23 protein-coding genes, 3 tRNA genes, 2 pseudogenes and 1 riboswitch are annotated in these 21,162 nt (G+C 62.0%); of the genes and pseudogenes, 12 read left to right on the top strand and 16 right to left on the bottom strand.

All coding sequences use genetic code 11. From position 1 onward, the window contains the following. Positions 1-574: 574 nt before the first annotated feature. Complete coding sequence (locus tag H0W47_RS14670) at positions 575-955, top strand: VOC family protein (protein ID WP_296925667.1); 381 nt, start codon at positions 575-577, stop codon at positions 953-955. Between the two features lie 206 nt (positions 956-1,161). On the opposite strand, the gene H0W47_RS14665 is transcribed toward H0W47_RS14670, so the two are convergent. Further along, complete coding sequence (locus H0W47_RS14665) at positions 1,162-1,317, bottom strand: hypothetical protein (RefSeq protein WP_296925665.1); 156 nt, start codon at positions 1,315-1,317, stop codon at positions 1,162-1,164. 192 nt (positions 1,318-1,509) lie between these two features. Between H0W47_RS14665 and yghU the strand changes: the two genes are divergently transcribed. Both yghU and H0W47_RS14655 read left to right on the top strand, forming a co-directional pair. Beyond that, positions 1,510-2,379, top strand: a complete 870-nt coding sequence (gene yghU, locus H0W47_RS14660; protein WP_296925663.1) for a glutathione-dependent disulfide-bond oxidoreductase — start codon at positions 1,510-1,512, stop codon at positions 2,377-2,379. Continuing rightward, on the top strand, positions 2,376-3,008 hold the full coding sequence (locus H0W47_RS14655) for a glutathione S-transferase (RefSeq protein WP_296925661.1): 633 nt from the start codon (positions 2,376-2,378) through the stop codon (positions 3,006-3,008). The genes yghU and H0W47_RS14655 overlap by 4 nt, the downstream gene beginning before the upstream one ends. Positions 3,009-3,130: 122 nt before the next feature. Here H0W47_RS14655 and pcaF read toward each other — a convergent pair whose 3' ends face one another. Further along, positions 3,131-4,333 carry a 3-oxoadipyl-CoA thiolase gene (pcaF, locus tag H0W47_RS14650; RefSeq protein WP_296925659.1) on the bottom strand — a complete coding sequence of 401 codons (1,203 nt, stop codon included), beginning with the start codon at positions 4,331-4,333 and terminating at the stop codon, positions 3,131-3,133. A gap of 304 nt (positions 4,334-4,637) precedes the next feature. Next, positions 4,638-4,856, bottom strand: coding sequence for a hypothetical protein (locus H0W47_RS14645; RefSeq protein WP_296925657.1), 219 nt, complete (start codon positions 4,854-4,856; stop codon positions 4,638-4,640). A gap of 177 nt (positions 4,857-5,033) precedes the next feature. On the opposite strand from H0W47_RS14645, the gene H0W47_RS14640 reads away from it, so the two are divergent. After that, positions 5,034-5,468, top strand: a complete 435-nt coding sequence (locus H0W47_RS14640; protein ID WP_296925655.1) for a DUF1841 family protein — start codon at positions 5,034-5,036, stop codon at positions 5,466-5,468. A gap of 133 nt (positions 5,469-5,601) precedes the next feature. Here H0W47_RS14640 and H0W47_RS14635 read toward each other — a convergent pair whose 3' ends face one another. Further along, complete coding sequence (locus H0W47_RS14635; RefSeq protein ID WP_296925653.1) at positions 5,602-6,261, bottom strand: c-type cytochrome; 660 nt, start codon at positions 6,259-6,261, stop codon at positions 5,602-5,604. Between the two features lie 133 nt (positions 6,262-6,394). Here H0W47_RS14635 and H0W47_RS14630 point away from each other — a divergent pair, with 133 nt between their 5' ends. The 4 genes from H0W47_RS14630 to H0W47_RS14615 all read left to right on the top strand — a co-directional run bounded on the left by H0W47_RS14630 (position 6,395) and on the right by H0W47_RS14615 (position 9,253). Further along, a complete protein-coding gene (locus H0W47_RS14630; RefSeq protein WP_077593805.1) occupies positions 6,395-7,237 on the top strand; it encodes a MoxR family ATPase in 843 nt (280 codons plus the stop codon). Between the two features lie 28 nt (positions 7,238-7,265). Then, entirely contained in the window at positions 7,266-7,871 is a 606-nt protein-coding gene (locus H0W47_RS14625) for a GNAT family N-acetyltransferase (RefSeq protein ID WP_296925649.1), read from the top strand. 13 nt (positions 7,872-7,884) lie between these two features. Then, positions 7,885-9,105 carry a VWA domain-containing protein gene (locus H0W47_RS14620; protein ID WP_296925647.1) on the top strand — a complete coding sequence of 407 codons (1,221 nt, stop codon included), beginning with the start codon at positions 7,885-7,887 and terminating at the stop codon, positions 9,103-9,105. Between the two features lie 75 nt (positions 9,106-9,180). Then, a tRNA-Arg gene (locus H0W47_RS14615) sits at positions 9,181-9,253 on the top strand. Between the two features lie 29 nt (positions 9,254-9,282). Here the strand turns inward: H0W47_RS14615 and H0W47_RS14610 are convergent. Together H0W47_RS14610 and H0W47_RS14605 are read right to left on the bottom strand one after the other, a co-directional pair. Then, complete coding sequence (locus H0W47_RS14610; protein WP_296925646.1) at positions 9,283-10,242, bottom strand: sugar kinase; 960 nt, start codon at positions 10,240-10,242, stop codon at positions 9,283-9,285. 58 nt (positions 10,243-10,300) lie between these two features. Next, a pseudogene (locus H0W47_RS14605) lies at positions 10,301-11,293 on the bottom strand (amidohydrolase family protein); the annotation flags it as partial. Between the two features lie 12 nt (positions 11,294-11,305). On the opposite strand from H0W47_RS14605, the pseudogene H0W47_RS14600 reads away from it, so the two are divergent. Further along, positions 11,306-11,509 (top strand): annotated as a pseudogene (locus tag H0W47_RS14600) (RidA family protein); the annotation flags it as partial. An 82-nt stretch (positions 11,510-11,591) separates the two neighbouring features. Next, positions 11,592-11,759, top strand: a complete 168-nt coding sequence (locus H0W47_RS14595) for a hypothetical protein (protein WP_296925669.1) — start codon at positions 11,592-11,594, stop codon at positions 11,757-11,759. 64 nt (positions 11,760-11,823) lie between these two features. Here H0W47_RS14595 and H0W47_RS14590 read toward each other — a convergent pair. The 10 genes from H0W47_RS14590 to cysM form a co-directional block, all read right to left on the bottom strand. After that, positions 11,824-11,899 (bottom strand) — tRNA-Arg (locus H0W47_RS14590). Positions 11,900-12,060: 161 nt separating this feature from the next. After that, positions 12,061-12,681 carry a YidB family protein gene (locus H0W47_RS14585; protein ID WP_296925644.1) on the bottom strand — a complete coding sequence of 207 codons (621 nt, stop codon included), beginning with the start codon at positions 12,679-12,681 and terminating at the stop codon, positions 12,061-12,063. Positions 12,682-12,856: 175 nt separating this feature from the next. Beyond that, on the bottom strand, positions 12,857-13,624 hold the full coding sequence (locus H0W47_RS14580; RefSeq protein ID WP_296925642.1) for a 3-oxoacyl-ACP reductase: 768 nt from the start codon (positions 13,622-13,624) through the stop codon (positions 12,857-12,859). A gap of 19 nt (positions 13,625-13,643) precedes the next feature. Next, positions 13,644-14,624 carry an ABC transporter substrate-binding protein gene (locus H0W47_RS14575; protein ID WP_296925641.1) on the bottom strand — a complete coding sequence of 327 codons (981 nt, stop codon included), beginning with the start codon at positions 14,622-14,624 and terminating at the stop codon, positions 13,644-13,646. A 1-nt stretch (position 14,625) separates the two neighbouring features. Continuing rightward, positions 14,626-15,387, bottom strand: a complete 762-nt coding sequence (locus H0W47_RS14570) for an ABC transporter permease (RefSeq protein WP_296925639.1) — start codon at positions 15,385-15,387, stop codon at positions 14,626-14,628. Further along, positions 15,381-16,145: an ABC transporter ATP-binding protein gene (locus H0W47_RS14565; protein ID WP_296925636.1), complete on the bottom strand. Its 765-nt coding sequence runs from the start codon at positions 16,143-16,145 to the stop codon at positions 15,381-15,383. The genes H0W47_RS14570 and H0W47_RS14565 overlap by 7 nt, the downstream gene beginning before the upstream one ends. Further along, a complete protein-coding gene (locus H0W47_RS14560; protein WP_296925634.1) occupies positions 16,135-17,589 on the bottom strand; it encodes an acyl-CoA reductase in 1,455 nt (484 codons plus the stop codon). The genes H0W47_RS14565 and H0W47_RS14560 overlap by 11 nt, the downstream gene beginning before the upstream one ends. After that, positions 17,586-18,668: a long-chain fatty acid--CoA ligase gene (locus H0W47_RS14555; protein ID WP_296925632.1), complete on the bottom strand. Its 1,083-nt coding sequence runs from the start codon at positions 18,666-18,668 to the stop codon at positions 17,586-17,588. The genes H0W47_RS14560 and H0W47_RS14555 overlap by 4 nt, the downstream gene beginning before the upstream one ends. 59 nt (positions 18,669-18,727) lie before the next feature. After that, positions 18,728-18,844: riboswitch (TPP riboswitch) on the bottom strand. A gap of 38 nt (positions 18,845-18,882) precedes the next feature. Continuing rightward, entirely contained in the window at positions 18,883-19,413 is a 531-nt protein-coding gene (locus tag H0W47_RS14550) for an NUDIX domain-containing protein (protein ID WP_296925629.1), read from the bottom strand. 88 nt (positions 19,414-19,501) lie between these two features. Next, positions 19,502-20,404: a cysteine synthase CysM gene (gene cysM, locus H0W47_RS14545; RefSeq protein WP_296925627.1), complete on the bottom strand. Its 903-nt coding sequence runs from the start codon at positions 20,402-20,404 to the stop codon at positions 19,502-19,504. Between the two features lie 39 nt (positions 20,405-20,443). Here cysM and H0W47_RS14540 point away from each other — a divergent pair. Both H0W47_RS14540 and H0W47_RS14535 read left to right on the top strand, forming a co-directional pair. Then, a tRNA-Leu gene (locus H0W47_RS14540) sits at positions 20,444-20,528 on the top strand. A gap of 41 nt (positions 20,529-20,569) precedes the next feature. Further along, a partial coding sequence (locus H0W47_RS14535; protein ID WP_296925625.1) for a Bcr/CflA family efflux MFS transporter occupies positions 20,570-21,162 on the top strand: 593 nt, incomplete at its 3' end.

Genomic DNA, 21,162 nt, shown 5'->3' with positions numbered 1-21,162 from the left:
CTCGCCTCGGTGCTCCTGCACCATACGGACCGCGCGTTCGCGTACTTCGGGGGAAAACTTGTTTGATTTCTTCATGGCTCCATCTTCTCAAAGGTTGGAGCCTCCTCAATTCCCGGGGCGATTCAGTGATCCGGCCGCGCGCCACTGCGTGAAGCTATCATGCGGGGTATGCAGATTTTTCGGGGTGTACATTCCAACCGGTCGCTCAGAATATCGAGTCGGATCAGCTGAAATTCCAGGATATCCGACGGGCTATGTCAGGTTATCCAGCTGAAGGCGTGCCCTGGAGCTGTACGTGCGTTTGTGCGACAGGGCTCACCAAAGTAATGAGGAGCAGTAGGGTATGAAAACGGTATCACTGTCGTTTAACCTATATTTCTTTCTCGTCGGGGCGATTGTTCTTGCACTCCTGTCACTCCGAGCTGAGCACTCTGTCGTTTCCATCGGACTCGGGGTTGCGGCCTTTTTCTTGTTTTTGGCTGCATTCAGGGCGTATAGGGTGCGACGCAGCAAAACCTTGGACGGGGTCGGTCGGGTGGGATAACTCTACGTCAGGCCGCAAGCAGAGATTTCCGTGAACCTAAACCAAGTCACGCTCCCCGTTACCGATTTTGACCGCTCGGTCGCGTTCTATCGCCTTATGGGCTTTACGCTCATCGTTCACTCGCCACCTCGCTACGCACGCTTTGAGTGTCCCGAGGGTGATTCCACATTTTCTATTCACACGGTAGAGGACCCCACTTCTACGGCTGGGATGGTTGTGTATTTCGAGTGCTTGGATCTAGACGCGCGGGTTGAGCGTCTGGTTGCTGAGGGCTTTGAGTTCAACAAGCTCCCCTCCAACGAGCGCTGGCTATGGCGGGAGGCCCGTCTCATTGACCCTTCGGGCAATGAAATCTGTTTCTATTGGGCAGGTGACAAGCGCAAGCATCCACCTTGGCGAGTTGCGGCCTGACAATTCGTTTATGGACGCCCCACAAGCGCAAGAATTTGACCGATCGGCTGGCTGTTGGGAAAGCGCCCGCAGTCGTATCTCCGGCTTCTGAGGTGGGCACGGGTGTGGTCCGTGCCAACATGGATGCGGGTCATCGGTCCCGTTGAAGTCAAACCTTGCCCTCCGGTGCAAACACAATCGGGCTGTTGATCCCCCACACGCGCCCATCACTGAACCGGCCGCATCCCCTCAAACGCATCCTGCAGCAGTTGCCGGATAGCCGAATGTTGCGACAACTGCAGGTTGCCGTACTGGTTCCGCATCGCCATGTTGCCGGCCTTGTCGAGGCCGCTCTTTTTCATGCCGATGTTGCGCAGCGCCAAGGGTGCGCCGACGCCTCACGTTCGGTCCCGATGGGTATATGCATGACCGCGCGGTCGGAGCGAATACGCCGCAGCCACCCCCGCGGAGCAAGAAGCACTGCGCAAATCAGTTGTTCCCGCTGGGGGAAAGCATGCCCATCAAAAAACCAGCGTCTTCTGCACGTCTCTTCGAACTCAGGCAATATGGCCCGCATGAACGAAACCCCACCCTACACACCCCCCGCCGTTTGGTCGCCGCCGGCATCCAGCGGTGGCCGCTTCGCCAACATCAACCGGCCAGTGGCCGGCGCTACACATGACAAGGACCTCCCGGTCGGCCGACACCCCTTGCAGCTGTATTCGCTGGGCACGCCCAATGGCGTCAAGGTCACGGTGATGCTGGAAGAGCTGCTGGCGCTGGGGCACGGCGGCGCGGAGTACGACGCCTGGCTGATCCGCATTCATGAGGGCGAGCAGTTTGGCAGCGGTTTCGTGGCGGCCAATCCCAACTCCAAGATCCCGGTGCTGGTCGACCGCAGCGACACCACTCCCGTGCGGGTCTTTGAATCCGGTGCCATCCTGCAGTACCTGGCCGAGAAGTTCGGCTCATTTTTGCCCGCGGGCGGCGCAGCCCGGGCCGAATGCCTGTCCTGGCTCAACTGGCAAATGGGCAGTGCGCCCTTCCTGGGCGGCGGCTTCGGCCATTTTTACGCTTACGCACCAAGCAAGATGCAGTACCCCATCGACCGCTACGCGATGGAAGTCAAGCGCCAGCTCGACGTGCTGGACCGCCGCCTGGCCGAAGTGCCGTATCTGGCGGGCGAGGACTACACCATTGCCGACATGGCGGTCTGGCCTTGGTACGGCACCTTGGTCAAGGGCCAGCTCTATGAAGCCGGCGAGTTCCTTCAGGTGCAGGCCTATACCCATGTGCTGCGCTGGACCAACGAAATCGCCAAACGACCCGCCGCGCGGCGCGGGCGCATGGTCAACCGCACCTGGGGCGAGGCGTCCAGCCAGCTGCATGAGCGTCACGAGCCCAGCGACTTTGACACCAACACCCAGGATAAATTGAGCGCATGATCACTCTGTACGACTGCGCCACCGCCCCCAGCCCGCGACGCGCCCGCATCCTGCTGGCCGAAAAAGGCTTGGCGCACGAGACCGTTCAGATCGACCTGCGTGTCGGCGAACAGATGGGTGAGTCCTACCGCGCAATCAATCCGCAATGCACCGTGCCGGCCCTGCGCACGGAGGATGGCTTGATGCTCACCGACAACGCGGCAATTGCGGCCTGGCTCGAAGCGTATCAACCGGAGCCACCTTTGCTGGGCAGCACACCGCTGGACAAAGCCGACATTGCCAGCTGGCAGTGGCGCATTGAGTTTGAAGGCCTGCTGGCGATTGCCGAATGCCTGCGCAACAGCTCGCCCGCCATGGCCAACCGTGCCCTGCCCGGCCCCGTGGACTACCCGCAGATCCCGGAGCTGGCCCAACGCGGGCTGGCGCGAGTGCAGAATTTTTTTGCCGTGCTCAATGATCGGCTTCACGGCCGTGACTTCATCGCCGCAGACCAGTTCAGCATCGCCGACATCACCGCCGTGGTGGCGGTGGACTTTGCACGCATCGTCAAGGTCACGCCCGGCGAACAGCACCCGGAGCTGCTGCGCTGGCGTGCGGCCATGGCGCTGCGGCAGTCGATGGCGCTTTAGAAGCCGGGCTGACTGGCACGGCGCCACGTCAATTTTTTGCTACTATTTCAGTAGCATACTATGCAGTAGTGACGGGGTCTACAACCTGTTTTGATCATAAATCCGCAGCACACCGGACCCGGTCACACGCGCTCGATCACCACCGCAATCCCCTGCCCCACACCGATGCACATGGTGCACAGGGCGTAACGGCCACCGGTGCGGTGCAACTGGTTCACCGCAGTGGTGATCAGCCGCGCGCCGGATGCGCCCAGCGGGTGGCCCAACGCAATCGCGCCACCGTTCGGGTTGACGCGCTCATCGTCGTCCTGCAGGCCCAGCAGGCGCAGCACCGCCAGGCCTTGGGCCGCAAAAGCTTCGTTGAGTTCGATCACATCCATCTGCGCCAGGCTCAGGCCGGTCAGTGTCAGCACCTTTTCAGTCGCCGGCGCCGGGCCTATGCCCATGATGCGCGGCGGCACACCGGCAGTTGCCATGCCGACGATGCGCGCGCGTGGTGTCAACCCGTTCTGTTTCGCAGCCTCTTCATTGGCGATCAGCAGCGCGCAGGCGCCGTCGTTGACGCCCGAGGCATTGCCCGCCGTGACGCTGCCGTCGGGCCGCACCGCACCCTTGAGTTTGGCCAGCGCTTCCATGGACGTTTCGCGCGGATGCTCGTCTTTGCTGACAACGACCGGGTCTCCCTTTTTCTGCGCGATGCTGACCGGCGTGATTTCGGCATCGAAGAATCCAGCCTTCTGCGCAGCGACAGCCTTCAGTTGCGACGCCAGCGCCATTTTGTCCTGGTCTTCGCGGCTGATCTTGTAATCGGCCGCGACGTTTTCTGCCGTCTCGGGCATGGCGTCGGTGCCGTATTTTTCCTTCATCAGTTTGTTGACAAATCGCCAGCCGATGGTGGTGTCGTACATCTGTGCTGCGCGGCTGAAGGCGCTTTCGGCCTTGCCCATCACAAACGGCGCGCGGCTCATGCTCTCCACGCCGCCGGCGATCATCATGCGGGCCTCACCGGCCTTGATAGCGCGCGCCGCCGTGCCAACCGCATCCATGCCGGAGCCGCACAGGCGGTTCAGCGTGGTGCCGGGCAGTTCCAGCGGCAGGCCGGCCAGCAGGGTGGCCATGTGCGCGACGTTGCGGTTGTCTTCACCGGCCTGGTTGACGCAACCGTAGATGACGTCAGTCACGGCCAGCCAGTCCACATTCGGATTGCGCGCCATCAGCGCCTGGAGCGGCACGGCGGCCAGGTCATCGGTCCGCACGCTGCTGAGCGCGCCGCCGTAACGGCCGAAGGGGGTACGAATGGCGTCGCAGATGAAGGCTTGATCCATGTGAGGAGTCTCCTGTTGTCCGTTCACACCGAGCCTGTCGAAGTGCTTGCGAACGGATGTTATTTGAAGGCTTGGGCTCAGCCCGAAAGCATAGATGAATTCAAATCCGAATCGGCAGACCGACCAGTTTTTCCAGCTCGCAAAGGGTCATCCCTTCAACAGGCTCAGGACGAACGGATTCCCGCGCCAGTAAGGGCTCCACTCTTTTCAAGCAGGGGCCGCGGGTCCGGCTTTGCCGGCCCGCAGGCGCAGCGGCCCCCTCGGGGGGCAGCGAGCTACGCGAAGCGAGCGAACGTGGGGGCAACTATTTCCGCGAACCCATCACCAGCACGACCGCACCCAGAAGCACTGCGCCTATGCTGAGCCACTGCGGAAAGTTGATGGTTTCCTTTTCCTTAACCACCAGCTCAAGCGGACCGAGCTTGGCTGTGGATGTGTCTTTGGTGAAGCTGAAGCCACCGGTGAAAAAGCCGGCCAGGCCGAGCACGATCAGGACGATGCCTGTGATTTTCATTGCGTTCATGAAGTTCTCCTCGCCGGATATTGGATAGACCGGCGCGCTTGCCGGTATCACGCTGCCATCCCGCTAATTTAAGCCATTGGGCGCCGGGTAGCAGCAAGGGGGGGGGCAGTTTCCCCGGCCGGCGTGCTGTAAACACCACAGCTTCACCGAAAAAACCAGCCGTGCTACGCTTACCCGATGTTCACTCCCTCGCAAGCCGACGTTCGTCGGTTCTTCTGCTCTGTTTACGCCAAAACCCTCGCCGGACAACCGCTGGAAGCTATTGAAACCATAGCAAGCCAGTGGCTGGAAGACCATCCCGAATACCACGCCGATCTTGCCGATACCGATGCCGCGCTGACCAAAGTCTACGAGGTGGAAGCCGGCAAGACCAACCCTTTTTTGCACCTGTCCATGCACCTGTCGATCAGCGAGCAATGCTCCATCGACCAGCCGCGGGGCATCCGCCAGGCAGTGGAATTGCTGGCGGCCCGGCGCAACTCGCTGCACGACGCTCACCATGAAGCCATGGACTGCCTGGGTCAGATGGTCTGGGAAAGCCAGCGCGCAGGCCGCCCGCCCGATGGCGATGCCTATATTGCTTGTGTGCAACGGCACGCCACGAGAGATTAGGCCCCTCGTCGCTCGCTCCGTGTAACTCCCGGCACCTTGAAGGCAGCCGCTCCAAACATCACGCGACAAAAGATTGCCCACAAGGACAAAGCCCCGCAGAGCGGGGCATTGTTTACGTCCGGAGCGAAGCGGTTCAACGGAACTTGCTCTGCGGAACCACCTTCAGGTCGCCCTCGATGGAGGCCATGTAGTTAGCGAGCTGCTTGAGTTCGGCATTGGTGTACTGCTTGGCCATGCCGGCCATGATGGCGTTGCCGCGGCCGACCTTGGGGTTGTTCTCAACCTTGTAGGCCTTGAGCGCCACAAACAGGTAGTCGGCATGCTGGCCGCCGAGCTTGGGGTAGCTTGGATCAATCGGCTTGCTGAAGTCGGCGCCGTGGCAGGACGCGCAATTGGCCTTGGCCAACAGGGCCGCCACAGCAGGGCTTGGCGTCTTGGCAGTGCGTGCGGCCGGGGCGGCGGTCACGCCATGCTGCTCGTAATAGGCCGACAGATCAGCGATGTCCTGGTCGTTCAGCGATTCAGCCAGGCCGCGCATGGTGGGGTGTTTACGTTCACCCTTTTTGTAGGCCTGCAGGGCAGCAGCGATGTACTTGCCGCTTTGGCCTGAAATCATCGGCACCTTGTAGACCTCGGGGAAGCTGGCCTGGTAACCCTTGATGCCGTGGCAACCAATGCACATGGCGTTTTTGGTTTCGCCGGCTTTGACATCACCCTTGATGTCCTGGGAATGGGCTGCAGCAGTCACAAGAGAGACAGCCAGAGCGAATATCGTGGTGAACAGCTTATTCATTTTTCGCGCACAATTCAGGTGAGGATTCGTTATATCAACAGCCATCGATTATATCTGGGCCTGCCAAGCTGGCGCCCACCCGGCCGAATCCAGACACATTCACCCGCCTTCCCCCTCAACGCTGCTGCCCACCATGAAATTTCAAGGCTCCAAGAATTACGTTGCCACTCAGGACCTGATGCTGGCCGTCAATGCCTCCGCCACCCTGAAGAAGCCGCTGCTGGTCAAGGGCGAGCCCGGCACCGGCAAAACCATGCTGGCCGAGGAAGTGGCCGAAGCCCTGAAGCTGCCGCTGCTGCAGTGGCACATCAAGTCCACCACCAAGGCGCAGCAAGGCCTGTACGAGTACGACGCGGTGTCGCGCCTGCGCGACTCGCAACTCGGTGACGAGAAGGTCAAGGACATCCACAACTACATCATCAAAGGTGTGCTCTGGCAGGCCTTCACCGCCGACGAGCCGGTCGCGCTGCTGATCGACGAGATCGACAAGGCCGACATCGAGTTCCCGAACGACCTGCTGCGCGAGATCGACCGCATGGAGTTCTACTGCTACGAAACGCGCGAGCTGATCAAGGCCAAGCACCGGCCGCTGGTTTTCATCACCTCCAATAACGAAAAGGAACTGCCCGACGCCTTTTTGCGCCGTTGCTTCTTCCACTACATCAAGTTCCCCGACGCCGACACCATGAAGCTGATCGTGGACGTGCATTTCCCGGGCCTCAAGAAAGAGCTGCTGGCTGCGGCCATGAAGACCTTTTACGACGTTCGCAACCTGCCCGGCCTGAAAAAGAAGCCTTCCACTTCCGAGTTGCTGGACTGGCTCAAACTGCTGGTCGCCGAAGACATTCCGCTCGAAGCGCTGCAAAGCAAGGAAGACAAGGTCGCCGTGCCGCCGCTGGTGGGCGCGCTGCTCAAAAACGAGCAAGACGTGACGCTGTTTGAAAAACTGGTGTTCATGCAGCGCCACAACCGCTGAGGCGGTGACCTCAAGGGAGTCGCGAACCATGAGTTTTGTACCACCCGTCACCCTTTCCGGCCGCGGCGTCGAGCTGGTGCCCCTGGGCCTGGAGCACGAAGCGGGGCTGCGTGCCGCTGCCGCCGACGGCGAGTTGTGGAAGCTGCGCATCACCTCGGTGCCCGAGCCGGACCAGACCCGCGCCTATATTGAAGACGCCTTAAAGGCGCGCGAAGCCGGTCATCGTTTTGCGTTTGCCGTGCGCGACCAGGCGACCGGCACGGTGCTGGGCAGCAGCAGTTACCACGACATCCTGCCGGCCGTGAAACGCGTCGAGATTGGCTACACCTGGTACGCCGCGCGCTGCCAGCGCACCCACGTGAACACCACCTGCAAGCTGCTGCTGCTGACGCATGCCTTCGATGCCCTGGGCTGCCACGTCGTCGGCTGGCGCACCGACAACTTCAACCACGCCTCGCAGCGCGCCATCGAACGTCTGGGTGCAAAAAAGGACGGTGTGATTCGCGGACACGGCCTGCGTCGCGACGGCACGATTCGCGACACGGTGATGTACAGCCTGCGTTCCGGTGAATGGCCGGAGGTCAAGGCGCAGCTTCTGTACATGCTGGACAAACCCCGGCCTGCGAAGGAATGAAGGGAGCCCAGACATGCTGATCGACTTCTTCTACACCCTGCGCTCCGCCAAGCTGCCGGTCTCAGTCAAGGAATACCTGATGCTGCTCGAGGCCCTGCAGGCCGGCGTGGTCGGGCCCAACAGCGGCAAGGACACGGCGGACGGTGAGATCGGCGAGGGCGCGTACAAAATCGACGACTTCTATTACCTCAGCCGCACCGTGCTGGTGAAGGACGAAAAACACTACGACAAGTTCGACCGCGCTTTCGCGGCCTACTTCAAGGGTGTGGAGATGATTGCCGACTTCACCAAGGACATCCCACTGGAGTGGCTGCGCAAAAACCTGGAGCTGGAACTCACCCCCGAAGAAAAAGCCAAAATCGAGAAGATGGGCTGGGACGAACTCATGGAGACGCTGAAAAAGCGTTTTGAAGAGCAGAAAGAGCGCCACGAAGGCGGCAGCAAATGGATAGGCACCGGCGGCACCTCGCCCTTTGGCGCCAACGGCTTCAACCCCCAGGGCATACGCATCGGCCAGGAAAAAAGCCGCAACAAAAGCGCGGTCAAGGTCTGGGACCAGCGCGCCTACAAGGACTACGACGACACCCAGGAGCTGGGCACGCGCAACATCAAGGTCGCGCTACGCCGCCTGCGCAAGTTCGCGCGCGAGGGCCATGTCGAGGAATTGGATCTGGACGACACCATCCGCTCGACCGCAGCCAATGCCGGCTGGCTGGACATCAAGATGGTGCCGGAGCGCCACAACAATGTGAAGGTGCTGCTGCTGATGGACGTGGGCGGCACCATGGACGAACACATCGCGCGTGTCGAGGAACTGTTCTCGGCCACCAAGACCGAGTTCAAGCACATTGAGTTTTATTACTTCCACAACTGCGTCTATGACTTCATGTGGAAGAACAACCGCCGCCGCTTCAGCGAAAAGTTTGCCACCTGGGACATCATCCGCAAGTACAACAAGGACTACAAACTGATCTTTGTCGGCGACGCCACCATGAGCCCCTACGAGATATTGCAGGCCGGCGGCAGTGTTGAGTACAACAACGAAGAGTCTGGCGCCGAGTGGATGCAGCGCCTGACCAATGCCTTCCCGAAATTCGTCTGGATCAACCCCGAGCCGCAAGGCGTCTGGCAATACCGCCAGAGCATCGGCGTGATACAGCAGTTGGTCAACCAGCGTATGTATCCGCTGACCATCAAGGGGCTGGAAGAAGCCATGCGCCTGCTGTCGAAGTAGCTTGCGTCCGCAGGCGGAACGGGTGCTTCTTCCAGCGAATAGAATTCAGGCTCCCCGCAGCCATTGCCGGGATCTGCCGCCATCTCAATGGCTAGAACGAGTGCCTCCTAAGCGTTAGATACAGGTTCGATTCCTGTTGGTGGTACCAGCACTCCCGCCTGAGAACCTTTTCGCAATTCAGTCGCGGCTTTGTTGAACATTGTGCTGTGTCAGTTCGGCTCGTGTCGGGAAGCCTTCGCTGTCACCCCTGACTTGAACGGCGCGCGCGCCTATCCAGGCGCCACGCTTTACGGCCTCGGGAAGGTCCAGACCATCGAGCAGCCCGCTGATCACACCCACCGCGAAACCATCGCCCGCACCCACGGTATCGACCACCTTCGGCACAGGAAAGCCCGGGACATAGCCGGTGCCGCTAGCGCCATCGAAGTAAGCGCCAGCGCTGCCCAGCTTGACCACGACCAGCGCGGCGCCGCGCTGCCGAAAAAAAAGGGCCACCGCCTCAGGTGTCTGCTCTCCTGTCAAAAAGCGCCCTTCTTCCAGCCCGGGCAACACCCAGTCTGCCCGAGTGGAAAGCTCATTGACGGCCTCACGCATGGCCTGCGGCGTGACCCAAAGATTGGGACGCAGGTTCGGGTCAAAGGAGACCGTGCGCCCGGCGGCTTTCATGAGATCCATGGCTTTGCGGGACACTGCAAACGTGCTCGCGGAGACTGCCGCAAAAACACCCGTCGCATGCAGATGGCGGGCCGACAAGAGCCACGTTTCATCGATGTCAGGCAGGTCCATGAGACTGGCTGCGGAACCCTTCCGGTGGTATTCCACCGGCGGATCGCTGCCGTCGTTGACTTTGCCCTTGAACATGAACCCCGTTTTTTGATCGCCGTCAAACAGCACGTGTGCGCAGTCCACCCCTTCACTGCGCATGGCGCCCAGCACATAGCGGCCCATGGATTCGACTCCAACCCGGCTGGCCCAGCCAACACGAAAACCCAGACGCGACAGTCCAATGGCAACATTGCATTCAGCCCCGGCGATCCGCCTGGAAAAGCTGTCCACGGTTTCCAGCGGCCCGGGACGGTCCGCCAGCAGCAGCATCAGCGCCTCGCCGAAAGTAACGACGTCAAATTTTTCAGTCATTCAAAGTGATTATGTAAGCCGGTCACATCCCGTAGAGGTTCGGCAAAAAGGTGATTGGTTACAAAGGAGCAGCCTCGGCGATGGCCGCCTTGTCTTTTGTCAACATCCGGCCCGCCCGCGCCAGGACGCCCGGGCTACCCTCCTCGTAGGCCAGCTCGCCATTCACATACACCCTGGCAATGCCCTCGGATCGTGCAAGCGGGTTGCCATAGGTTGCAACATCTTTGACCCTTTGCGGATCAAATACCACCACGTCCGCGTGCCAGCCCGTTTTGAGCTGCCCGCGCAGGTGCAACCGGAAGTTGCGAGCTGACAGCCCGGTCATTTTGTAGATGGCGGTTTCAAGTGAGAACAATTTCTCTTCACGCCAGTAGCGCGCCAACACCCTTGGGAAAGCCCCCCACAAGCGGGGATGTGGATGCTGGTCGTGGGGCAGACCGTCCGAGCCAATCATGCTCAGAGGATGCGCAATCACCCGGCGCACATCGTCTTCATGCATCTGGAAATAGCAGGCGCCGCCTGGTTGCAGGCGTCGGCATGCGGCTTTTTGGTCCACACCCCACTCCTGGGCGATAGAAGCCAGGGTGCGCCCCGTCATCTCAGGGTGAGGCTCTGACCAGCTCAGCAAGACATCGATCACCCCATCCACCAAATCCTCACGCAGCACCGTAGAACCAGCAACATACGGGTAGACATCCATGGCCACTTCCTGCCGCCGGGCCAGCGATTCTATGAATGGCAAGGTCTCCAGGGTGCGGCCCCAGTTGGCAGGACCTGCACATTTGTGATGCGAAATAATCAGCGGGACGCCGCCCTCAAACGCCGTCGACCCGGCCTCGTGCAGCGCTTCCACAATGGTGGCCATTTCATCGCGCAAATGGGTGCTGTAAACGCCGCCGAAACGTGAAATCACTTTCGCCAGACGAACCAGCTCGTCGGGAGGTGCGGCAAAAGCGGGCGTGTAAAACAAGCCCGACGACATGCCTGTCGCACCTTCCTCCATGCAGCGCTCCAGCAGCGCACACATGGCGTCGAGCTCCGCGGCCGTGGCGGTTTGTCGGCCGTGCTTGCGCTGGCAGGTTGCACCCTGGCAGACGTCTGCAAAACCACCGTCTGGCTGCAGGACGCGCGGGATTTCGCCAGCTTCAACCGCGTCTACATGAGCTACTTTGAAGGCGGAAAACCCGCCCGGTCCACCACTGAGGCCCGCCTGATGGTGGATGCGCGCGTGGAGATTGACGTGATTGCGTACAAGCCCCTGGAATAGCAGCCTGCCGAATCGTCGCTAGCCACGGACTGGGCAAACGTGCATCGCCCCCTACCCCGCGCTAGTGGACTGTAAGGTCGGAGTGAAATGCATCAATGCCTACCTGAAATTCGCCTGGATCAACCCCGAGCCGCAAGGCGTCTGGCAATACCGTCAGAGCATCGGCGTGATACAGCAGTTGGTCAACCAGCGGATGTATCCGCTGACCATCGAGGGATTGGAAGAAGCCATGCGCCTGCTGCCTAAATAACACGCCAGGTGCGGCCTGAAGCGGCATAAGTGCTCAGCGTCTGAGCGTCACAGCGGGGAAGAGATGGTGCCCTTGGCAGGAATCGGACCTGCGACCTATCCCTTAGGAGGGGATCGCTCTATCCACTGAGCTACAAAGGCAGGCCTGTAGTTTAACAAGGCGGCTGTGGCGGCTGCCAGCCATCTGTTATCAGGGCGATACGCTACAGTTTTGATAGCTGCTTGCGCAAGCTGGACGGGGTATGCAGGCCTAAAATGTTCACAAGCCCGACGTTTCCGGCCGGCGCCGGCCCCCGGCACGCTCAGCGGGCATGCATCCGGCTCAGCATTGCCTGTACTTCCGCCATGCTGTCCCGCAACGCGTCGTCGGCATCGCCGGATACGTTGCCTTGAGGCGTAAGCTGGTTCACCATCTCGGGAAGGATTTGTGCAAAGCCGTTGGCTACCTGCTGCTCGGGCACGCCGAGTTGCTGCGACAGGCGCGACAGCTCGTCAAGTCCAACGACATCCTCAACGGCTTGTTGAGACAATGATTCGTTGTCACCGGTGGACACCCAAGAGGCTGCCTGCTGGCTGTAGCCTTTTTGCTGGAACTTGCCCAGCACCGCGCCCAGGCCGCCGTTGCGCTGGACCCACTGCATGGCCAAAGGCAGCAGCATGGCGATCAACGCGCCGCCGCTGCCACCGAAGGAGGATGAGCTGCGGTCGCGATTGGCACCGGCCGGGGCGCCACCGCCGCCCAATATCCCGCCCAGCAAGTCTCCCAGGCCGCCTCCGCCGCCCCCACCCAGCAAATCGCCCAGTCCGCCACCGCCACCGCCACCGCCGCCCGGCGACATGTCATGCACACCAGGCTGGCCGCGGCCGCCCATGCCGTTGGACAAAACGCCTGCGAGTATCTGTTCAATCAAATTGTTGGCCATCTGGAATCCTGTTGATGAGTGGAATGTTAGTTTAGACCGCGTAGCGCTTGGCGGGTGTAGGCCGGAAGCGCCAACAAAGTGCAGATACCACCGTACAAATTCGCTATGTTTTTAATAGCTATCCTTGCCCGACAGACGTGGGCTAAAGGCCAAAAATGCTTGTCAGCCAGGCCGCTCAACGCATCACCAGCCCGCCATCGACAAAAAGCGTCTGCCCGGTCATGAAGCCACTCCAGTCGGACGCGAGAAAGAGAACCGGCCCAGCCACATCGTCGGGCGTGGCGATGCGGCGCAACGGGGTCTGGGCGGTCAGCAGGTCCCGGAGCTCTTCTTTCGTTTGCCGGCTGGCGGCAGTGGGGTAGACCAGGCCGGGGGCCACGCAGTTGACGCGTATGCCCAAGGGGCCAAGCTCGGCAGCCAGGTTGCGGCTGAAGCCGACCAGGGCCGATTTGGCGGTGCTGTAGTCGTGGTACGGGACGCTGGGCCGCTCGACCAGATCGCTGGCGAGGTTGACGATGGCGCCCTGGCTGCGCTGCTTGAAATGCGGCAGCACCGATTGGCAAACGTTGAAGGTGGCGCGCACCGCGCCGTCGATCTGGCGCTGGTAGTCAGCCCAGTCCAGTTCCCAGAACAGCTTGCGCTGCTCGGGGTCGAAGCTGTAGGACGCAAAGGCGTTGTTGACCAGCACGTCGATGCGGCCCATCTCGGCCAGCACCTGCGTGACCATCGCCGTGACCGCAGGCTGCGAGCTGACGTCGGCCTGCAGCGCCCAGCCGTCGCCGCCCAGCGCCTTGCATTCAGCGGCAATGGCTTCGGCCGAAGCCGCATCCTGCAGGTAGTTGATGACCACTGCCGCACCTTCGCGCGCAAAAGCGCGTGCAATCGCCGCACCTATGCCACGTCCGGCGCCGGTGACCAGCACCACCTTGCCCTTGAACTTCATGGCGGCTCGTTCTCTGTTATCACTTCGCCGGCAGCAGGTCCTGCATGACCACGTCCGGCGCCTTGATCTCGCGCTGGATGATGCCGAGTTTTTTGTAGGCGTCGGCAGCCTTCTGGAACATGACCATGTCCAGCGCGCCCAGGCCGCGCGCTTGCGTGACGGGCGACACGCTGGCGGCATTGCGCAGCTTGATGATCTCGACGTTCACCGCCGGGTTCTTGCCGTCGATGGCGCGTTTGACGGCCAGCGCGGCGGCTTCGTCCGGATTCGCGATCATCCAGGCCATGCTGTCGCGGTAGCCGGCGAGAAAACGTTTGAGCACATCCTTCTTCGTCTGGTAAGTGGCTTCGGTCACCACAAACATGTCACTGGAGACGTTGAGGTGGTCGCGCACGGCCATCACGTTGACATCGGCGAGGCCTCTGGAGCGGCCGACCAGCAGGCCGGTGTCGGTAGCGGCGGTGGCATCGACCTGGCCCTGCATCAACGGCGCGAAGTTCAGCAGGCCGGTAACGACGATGGTCACGTCGGCCTCGGTCAGCCCGGCCTGCTGCAGCAGCACCAGCAGGTTTTGCCGGGTGCCGCTGGACAGGCTGTAAACGCCGATCTTTTTGCCCTTGAGGTGCGATGGCCGGGTGATGCCGCTGGATTTGAGTGCCACCACATTGAAAACGTTCTGCGGATAAATGTCGTAAATCGCGCGCAGTTTTTCGCCCTTGTCGAGCGCGGCAAAAAAGGAACCCGGGTCGGTAAAGGCCACGGTGGCTTGGCCGGTCAACATGTTGCGGATCGCGTCGCCACCGCCGGCGCCCGGCACGTAGCCGAGGTCTATGCCTTTGGCCTTGAAGAAGCCCTTGTCTTCCTCGACCAGCAGGTTGGTGATCTCGGTGATCGGCTGGCTCCAGCCGGCCACCACCACCTTGTCGGCAGCATGGGCCAGGCCGCAGCCGAGCAGCAGTGTGGCGGCCAAGCCGCGAAGAAGTGGTTTCAGGTGTTTCATGTCAGTCCTTTGAGTTTTCTTTGAAATGCGGCCAGAGCAGCAGGCGCTCCAGGCCAAGCGCCAGTTGGTAGATCACCACGCCCAGCACAGTGATCAGCAGCAGCACGGCAAACATCAGCGGCGTGTCCATCATTCCCTGTGAGGCGATGATCAGCGCGCCCAAGCCCTTGCTGCCGCCAATGAATTCGCCAACCACTGCGCCCACCAGCGCCAGCACCACGGCCACGCGAAAGCCGGCCAGGATGACCGGCAAGCCCGACGGAATCTTCAGTTGCCAGAGGGTCTGCGCGCGGGTGGCGCCCAGCATGCGGAACAGCTCCAGCTTGCGCGGCTCGACCTGCTGCAAGCCAGTCAAGGTATTTTCCATCAGCGGGAAAAAGCAGATCAGCGCCGTAATGACCACGGTCGAGGTCATGCCAAAACCAAACCAGACGATGAACAGCGGCGCCAGCGCGAGTTTGGGCACGACCTGGCTGACCAGCACATAGGGAAACAGCAGGCGGCGCAGAAAGACCGATTCGGCCATGGCGATGCCGCCGAAAAAACCGGCAGCACAGCCCAGCGCCAGCCCCAGCAGCAGCTCGGTGCCGGTGTGGATCAGGTGCGGCCAGAAGTAGCCGCTGCGCAGGCCGTTCCACAGCGTGTCCCAGATCACCAAGGGCGCAGGCAGCACCAGCGCCGAGACGCTATCGTCACGCGCCAGAAACTCCCAGCCTGCCACGAGGGCAACGAACAGGGCCAGACTGGCCAAGCGACTCAACATGTGACAAGCCCATCCATCGCATGGCGCACCTGCGCACACACCGCGTTGAAGGGCGCACCGTAACGCAGTTCGCGCTGGCGCGGCCAGGGCAAATCGACCACTAGGTCGGCGGTGATGTTTCCGTCGGCCATCACCGCCACGCGGTCCGCCAGATACACCGCCTCGCTGATGTCGTGCGTGACAAAAAACACCGTGGTCTGCGCGAGGCGGCAGATGCGCAGAAAGTCGTCCTGCAACTCCTCGCGCGTGATCGCGTCCAGCGCCGCAAAGGGTTCGTCGAGCAGCAGCAGCGTGGGCGCCAGCAGCAGCGCACGCGCAATCGCCACGCGGCTTTGCTGGCCACCCGACAGTTCGGTCGGGAAACGCCGGCCCAGGCCGGACAGACCCATCAGCGCCAGCAACTCGTCGGCGCGTGCACGGTCGGTCGGCAGCGGGTTGCGCTGCAGCGTGACGGGCAGAAGCACGTTGTCGATCACGGTTTTCCATTCAAGCAAGGTGGGCGCCTGAAATACAAAACCAAGCTGGCTGCCCGGCTTGCGCAGCGCCTGGCCATCAACCGTGACCGTGCCGGCATCGGGCAGCAACAGGCCGGCCGCGAGTTTGAGCAGGGTGGTCTTGCCGCAACCACTGCGCCCCACCAGGCTGTGTACCTCGCCGCGCGCGATCTGCCAATCGACCTGATTGACCACGCGCGGATAGGCGGGGAAGCTGTAGCTGACCCCGCGCATGTCGAGAAAAGCGGGCGCATCAGTCGACATAGGGCGCCAGGGTTTCGGCTGCAGCTTCGGCCGACGATTCGATGTCCACCATCTGCACCATGTCGAGCAGGCTGAAACGCCCGTCGTGGTGCCAGCCGGCTTCGGGCGATGTCATCTGGCCCAGCGCGCAGATGCGGGTGACACCGGCGCGACCGAGCTGTTCGGCAATTTCAAACAGTTCGCGCGGCGTGGCGGCCACGCCGACGGTCTGCAAAAAAGCGCGATGCGGTGCCAGCAGGGGCAGCACATCGACCAGCTGATCGACCGCGACCACAGACACCGTGCGGTTTAACGCACCGGGCGCCAGCGGCTGCAGCCCGTCGCTGTAAACCACGGTCCAGTCGCCCTCACCCGCAATCTGCGGGCCGCCGGATGCCAGGCTTCGGATTTCTTCGGCACCACGCCATGCCGCCAGATCAGCCGCTTCGCCCAGGCTCAGCGCGCGCCGTGGGTATTTCTTTTCAAGCGCAGAAAGCTCATGCGCGAGGTAACGCGAGAACTCGTCCGGGCTGATCTTTCCGCCGCGCGCCACATAAAACACATGTGGGGAATAACAACCCTGCTGGTCGTAACGCACCACGTCGTAGGCCGCCTGCTGCGCCGAGCGCGGTGCCTTGCGTGCATCAAGCGCCGACGCGGCCACCAGACCGAAGCTGAGCTTGTGGCCAAAAGACAAAAAGCGCGTGGTGACCGGCACCTGGCGCCGCACATCGGCCAGCGCGGCATTGCCGCCGTAAGCCAGCACCAGATCGGCGTGGCTGAAAAACACTTTTTCCTGCGCAGTGTCGCCGCCCTTCCACCAGACCACCGCCAGGCAATCGGCGAGATTCGGATCGATCTCGACCAGCAGCTGCGCGAACCAGCCGGCCAGCAGCGGCTCGGCACTGGCCACCTTGCCGACGGTGCCGGACTTGACCAGCAGGCCCGAGATCAAACTCCACAAACACAGGCCAGGCACATTGCCGGCCCAGACATGCACCGCCACATCGGGACCAAAGGCTTTGGCAAAGCCGCCCTTGCTGCGCGGAACAAAGCCGTCGAGCAGCTGCGGGTTGGCGAAATCCTCAGTGAGAAAACGCTGCAGTTGCGGCTTGCGGAAGGTCTTGAGGTAGCCGGTCAGGCCCAGGCGCACCATCTCGGCGTCGTAACCGGTCACGAGGGGCAGCAGGTTGTCGGCCTTGCGCCGCCACGGGTCCTGCGGGTCCAGCAGGCGGTGGATGGCCGTGTCTATGGTGTCCACGATTTGCGCCACCGTCAGTGACTTCAAATAGCTGCGGCTGGCGCTGCGCACGCGCTGCGTCAGCGTCACGATCTGCGCTTCGCTCAGCACCGGCACGGCGACCTCGGCGCCGCCGCCCTTACTCTCGAAACTCAGCGTCTGCCACGTCACATCATCGGCGCAAAGCCCGGGCAGGTAGCCGGCGGTTTCGCGCAGCAGCGTCATGCGGCGGCCGCCTGCAGAAATTCTTCGACCGCCAGCGAGCAGCCCTTGGCGGCGCTGCCCTGGGCGCGGCCCAGCAGCAAAAAGCCACCATCCACCGCGACGCCCACGTCTTCGGTCAGGATGGTCGTGACGGAATTGAAGTTCGCCAGGTCGCAGTGCGCGAGGATGCCCTGCTCGCCGCGCGGCAACTCTTCACCGCTCAAAGGCTCCACCACACGGCTGCGTATCCAGTGCGGGCCGGACTTGACGGAAGGCAGGCTGGCATTGCCCGCGTCATAAAACTGCGTACTCAGCTCGGTCATGCCGTACATATTGATGCACTGGCTGGCAGGGATACCCATCGTGCCGGAAAGCTGCGTATAGAAATCCTGCATGGACAATTCGCGCGACTGGCCCTTGAAGCCGCCGGTGTCCAGCACACGGCTGCCGGCCGGCAGTTGGAAGGTTTTGCCCTGGCGCTGCAAGGCGTCGAGCAAATGCACAAAGCTATAACTCGCGCCCAGCAGCGCATAGGGCTCGCCGGTCTGCTGCGCGCGGTCCAGTTCGGCGATCGCGCGCGCTGTGTCCAGGCCCTGCTGCGTGAGGAGGTAGTGGCTGGCCTCCGTGCCGAACTCACGCACGGCCAGCGCGAGGTAATGCGCCAGTGAGGAGTTCGGCAGCAAGGTCTCGTCCGGAAACAGAATGCCCATGCGGATGCGCCCACCCTTGCTGGCCATGAAGCGCTGGCCGAAGTTAAGAAGCATGGACGCGTCGTACACCGCCAGCGTCGGGTGGTGGTGTTGGCCCTTGATCTCAGCCTGCGTGGTGCCGCTGGTCATGAAGGTCCGCTCTGCCTGGTCGGCAGGAATGCAGCTCAGGGTCAGTGCCTTGAAGGCGCTGATGGGCACGGCTGGAATGTCGCGCCAGCTTTTGACGGTGCGCAGGGTTTTGCCGCGCTGCTGGCAAAAGCGCTGAAAGGGCAGGTTGTGCTGGAACTGGTGCGCGAACAGGGCAAGCGCCAGCTGGTCGAAAGCCTCGTCGGTCGGGTTGTCGCCTGCCAGAAAGGCCAGCAAGTCAGCAATCAAGGCAGAGGGAGCCATTCATCACGCTTTCGGTTGCCTGTTGAACACGTGCTCCAAAAGATGTGGCAGTCCCGCACCGGGTTGCTGACAGCTCTCCTTACGTCGGTATGAACCGATTCAAGTTCGCGGGTTTGGTTCTGACCATCTCAGCCACCCCTGCCGTTTCAAGCAAGGCTGCACCCCGGAGCAAGGCAAATTCTAGCGGAAGCCGGGCAGCGCAACCAGCGCGGCCTCAGTCGCGCTTTTGCCACTCGACAAACTGCGGCGTGTAGCCCTTGGACGTCAGGAAGTCGGCCATGGCGTAACCGGTACCGGCCGGCCAGCACTTGACGTCTTCATGGGCACAGAGCTTGTAGTCCACGAGCTCGGGCGACAGTTTGACCTCGCCGTGGCCGACCGCGCTGTAGGCAATGATGATCTGGTTCATGCGCTGGAAGTCGTAGACCCCGATCAGCTTGAGGTCGGTCACGTCGAGATTGGTTTCTTCCTTGACCTCGCGCGTGATGCCGCCCTCGGGCGTTTCGCCGGCTTCCATGAAACCGGTGATCAGCGCGTACATCTTTGCCGTCCAGGCAGCGTTTCGCGCCAGCAGGATCTTGCCCTGGTGCTCGATCACCGCTGCCAGCACCGGCACCGGGTTGTTCCAGTGGGTGTAGTCGCAGGCCGGGCAACGCAAACGGGCCTTCTCGCCGCCGTCCTCCATCTGGCTGACCATGGCCAGTGGCGTGGCGCAGTTAGGGCAAAACTTGAACTCATGACTCATGGATACGCTTTCGATTTGCTACGGTATTGATAGCTGACTTCGCCCGTTCGACGGGGGCTGGAGGCATTTTTTACTCACAAACCTGGGCTCAGGCCGGAAACACCCCGGTGGACAGGTAACGGTCGCCGCGGTCGCAGACGATGAAAACAATCACCGCGTCCTTCACGGTTTTGGCGATCTCCTGCGCAACCCAGCAAGCGCCGGCGGCTGAGATGCCGGCGAAGATGCCCTCCTCGCGCGCGAGGCGGCGGCACATCTCTTCGGCATCCTGCTGGCTGACCAGCACGGTTTCATCGACGGTGCTGGCGTCGTAGATTTTCGGCAGGTATTCCTCCGGCCATTTGCGGATGCCGGGAATGCGCGAACCTTCGCTCGGTTGCGCGCCGATGATGCGGATCGCGGGGTTCTTCTCTTTCAGAAAACGCGAGACGCCGGTGATGGTGCCGGTGGTTCCCATGGCGCTGACAAAGTGCGTGATTTTGCCCCGCGTGTCGGCCCAGATTTCGGGGCCGGTGGTTTCGTAGTGGATGCGCGGGTTGTCGGCGTTGGCGAACTGGTCCAGCACCCGGCCCTTGCCGTCACGCTGCATCTGGTCGGCCAGGTCGCGTGAATGCTCCATGCCGCCGCTTTTGGGTGTCAGGATCAGCTCGGCGCCGAAAGCTTTCATCGTTTGTGCGCGTTCGATCGACAGGTCCTCCGGCATGATCAGCACCATGCGATAACCCTTGATGGCCGCGGCCATGGCCAGCGCGATGCCGGTGTTGCCCGAGGTGGCTTCGATCAATGTGTCACCAGGCCTGATGTCGCCGCGCTCCTCGGCGCGTTTGATCATGGACAGCGCGGGGCGGTCTTTCACCGAGCCGGCGGGGTTGTTGCCCTCGAGCTTGCCGAGGACCACATTGTTGTTTTGGGTGTTGCTTTCAGCCTGGATGCGCTGCAGTGCCACCAGCGGCGTTTTGCCAATGGCGTCTTCGAGAGTCGGATAGTTCATACCCTCACTGTGCCATAATTTGCGTCTTTGCTCCCAGCAGCCCGGGTGGTGAAATTGGTAGACGCAGGGGACTCAAAATCCCCCGCCGCAAGGCGTGCCGGTTCGATTCCGGCCCCGGGCACCAGATACAGGCCCTTCCATCGCGGAAGGGCCTTTTTTTGCTCCATGAACTCTACTTTTCTGCGCACCGCGCTGGTCCTGGGCCTGCTGTCGGCCATCGGCCCCTTCGCCATCGACATGTATTTGCCGGCGCTGCCGTCCATTGGCCAGAGCCTGGGCGCTTCCGTCGGTGCGGTGCAGGCCAGTCTGATGGCCTTTTTCATTTCGCTGGGAATAGGCCAGATCATTTACGGCCCGGTCTCCGATATGGTGGGCCGCAAGCCGCCGCTGTATTTCGGCCTCGCCTTGTTCGCTGCGGCCAGTGTCGGCTGCGCGCTGGCACCCGACGTCGAGACCCTGGTCGTGCTGCGTTTCATCCAGGGCTTGGGCGCCTGCGCCGGCATGGTGATCCCGCGCGCCGTGGTGCGCGATCTACACACCGGCACCGATGCCGCGCGGCTGATGTCGCTGTTGATGCTGGTGTTCAGCGTGTCGCCCATCCTTGCACCGCTGGCCGGCAGCCTGCTGATCGAGTCGTTGGGCTGGCGCAGCGTGTTCTGGGCCGTCACCGTGGCCGGCGTGGCCGGGCTGGTGCTGCTGGCGAGCAGCCTGCCAGAGACCCGACCGCCAGAACAACGCGTGGACAGCAGCGTCGGCAG

Source organism: Polaromonas sp., from assembly GCF_013817205.1.
Lineage (GTDB): Bacteria > Pseudomonadota > Gammaproteobacteria > Burkholderiales > Burkholderiaceae_C > Polaromonas.
Note: the sequence above shows the minus strand (reverse complement) of the source record. Positions and strands in the feature narration are given on the sequence as shown.

Bases quoted from the DNA above. Each gene is read 5' to 3' on its own strand.
- H0W47_RS14620 (WP_296925647.1), top strand. From the start codon at position 7,885: ATGCTGATCGACTTCTTCTACACCCTGCGCTCCGCCAAGCTGCCGGTC.
- H0W47_RS14625 (WP_296925649.1), top strand. From the start codon at position 7,266: ATGAGTTTTGTACCACCCGTCACCCTTTCCGGCCGCGGCGTCGAGCTG.
- H0W47_RS14575 (WP_296925641.1), bottom strand. From the start codon at position 14,624: ATGAAACACCTGAAACCACTTCTTCGCGGCTTGGCCGCCACACTGCTG.
- H0W47_RS14640 (WP_296925655.1), top strand. From the start codon at position 5,034: ATGTTCACTCCCTCGCAAGCCGACGTTCGTCGGTTCTTCTGCTCTGTT.
- H0W47_RS14610 (WP_296925646.1), bottom strand. From the start codon at position 10,242: ATGACTGAAAAATTTGACGTCGTTACTTTCGGCGAGGCGCTGATGCTG.
- H0W47_RS14630 (WP_077593805.1), top strand. From the start codon at position 6,395: ATGAAATTTCAAGGCTCCAAGAATTACGTTGCCACTCAGGACCTGATG.
- H0W47_RS14580 (WP_296925642.1), bottom strand. From the start codon at position 13,624: ATGAAGTTCAAGGGCAAGGTGGTGCTGGTCACCGGCGCCGGACGTGGC.
- H0W47_RS14550 (WP_296925629.1), bottom strand. From the start codon at position 19,413: ATGAGTCATGAGTTCAAGTTTTGCCCTAACTGCGCCACGCCACTGGCC.
- H0W47_RS14645 (WP_296925657.1), bottom strand. From the start codon at position 4,856: ATGAACGCAATGAAAATCACAGGCATCGTCCTGATCGTGCTCGGCCTG.
- H0W47_RS14635 (WP_296925653.1), bottom strand. From the start codon at position 6,261: ATGAATAAGCTGTTCACCACGATATTCGCTCTGGCTGTCTCTCTTGTG.
- H0W47_RS14655 (WP_296925661.1), top strand. From the start codon at position 2,376: ATGATCACTCTGTACGACTGCGCCACCGCCCCCAGCCCGCGACGCGCC.
- cysM (WP_296925627.1), bottom strand. From the start codon at position 20,404: ATGAACTATCCGACTCTCGAAGACGCCATTGGCAAAACGCCGCTGGTG.
- yghU (WP_296925663.1), top strand. From the start codon at position 1,510: ATGAACGAAACCCCACCCTACACACCCCCCGCCGTTTGGTCGCCGCCG.
- H0W47_RS14570 (WP_296925639.1), bottom strand. From the start codon at position 15,387: ATGTTGAGTCGCTTGGCCAGTCTGGCCCTGTTCGTTGCCCTCGTGGCA.
- H0W47_RS14555 (WP_296925632.1), bottom strand. From the start codon at position 18,668: ATGGCTCCCTCTGCCTTGATTGCTGACTTGCTGGCCTTTCTGGCAGGC.
- H0W47_RS14560 (WP_296925634.1), bottom strand. From the start codon at position 17,589: ATGACGCTGCTGCGCGAAACCGCCGGCTACCTGCCCGGGCTTTGCGCC.
- H0W47_RS14565 (WP_296925636.1), bottom strand. From the start codon at position 16,145: ATGTCGACTGATGCGCCCGCTTTTCTCGACATGCGCGGGGTCAGCTAC.
- H0W47_RS14585 (WP_296925644.1), bottom strand. From the start codon at position 12,681: ATGGCCAACAATTTGATTGAACAGATACTCGCAGGCGTTTTGTCCAAC.
- pcaF (WP_296925659.1), bottom strand. From the start codon at position 4,333: ATGGATCAAGCCTTCATCTGCGACGCCATTCGTACCCCCTTCGGCCGT.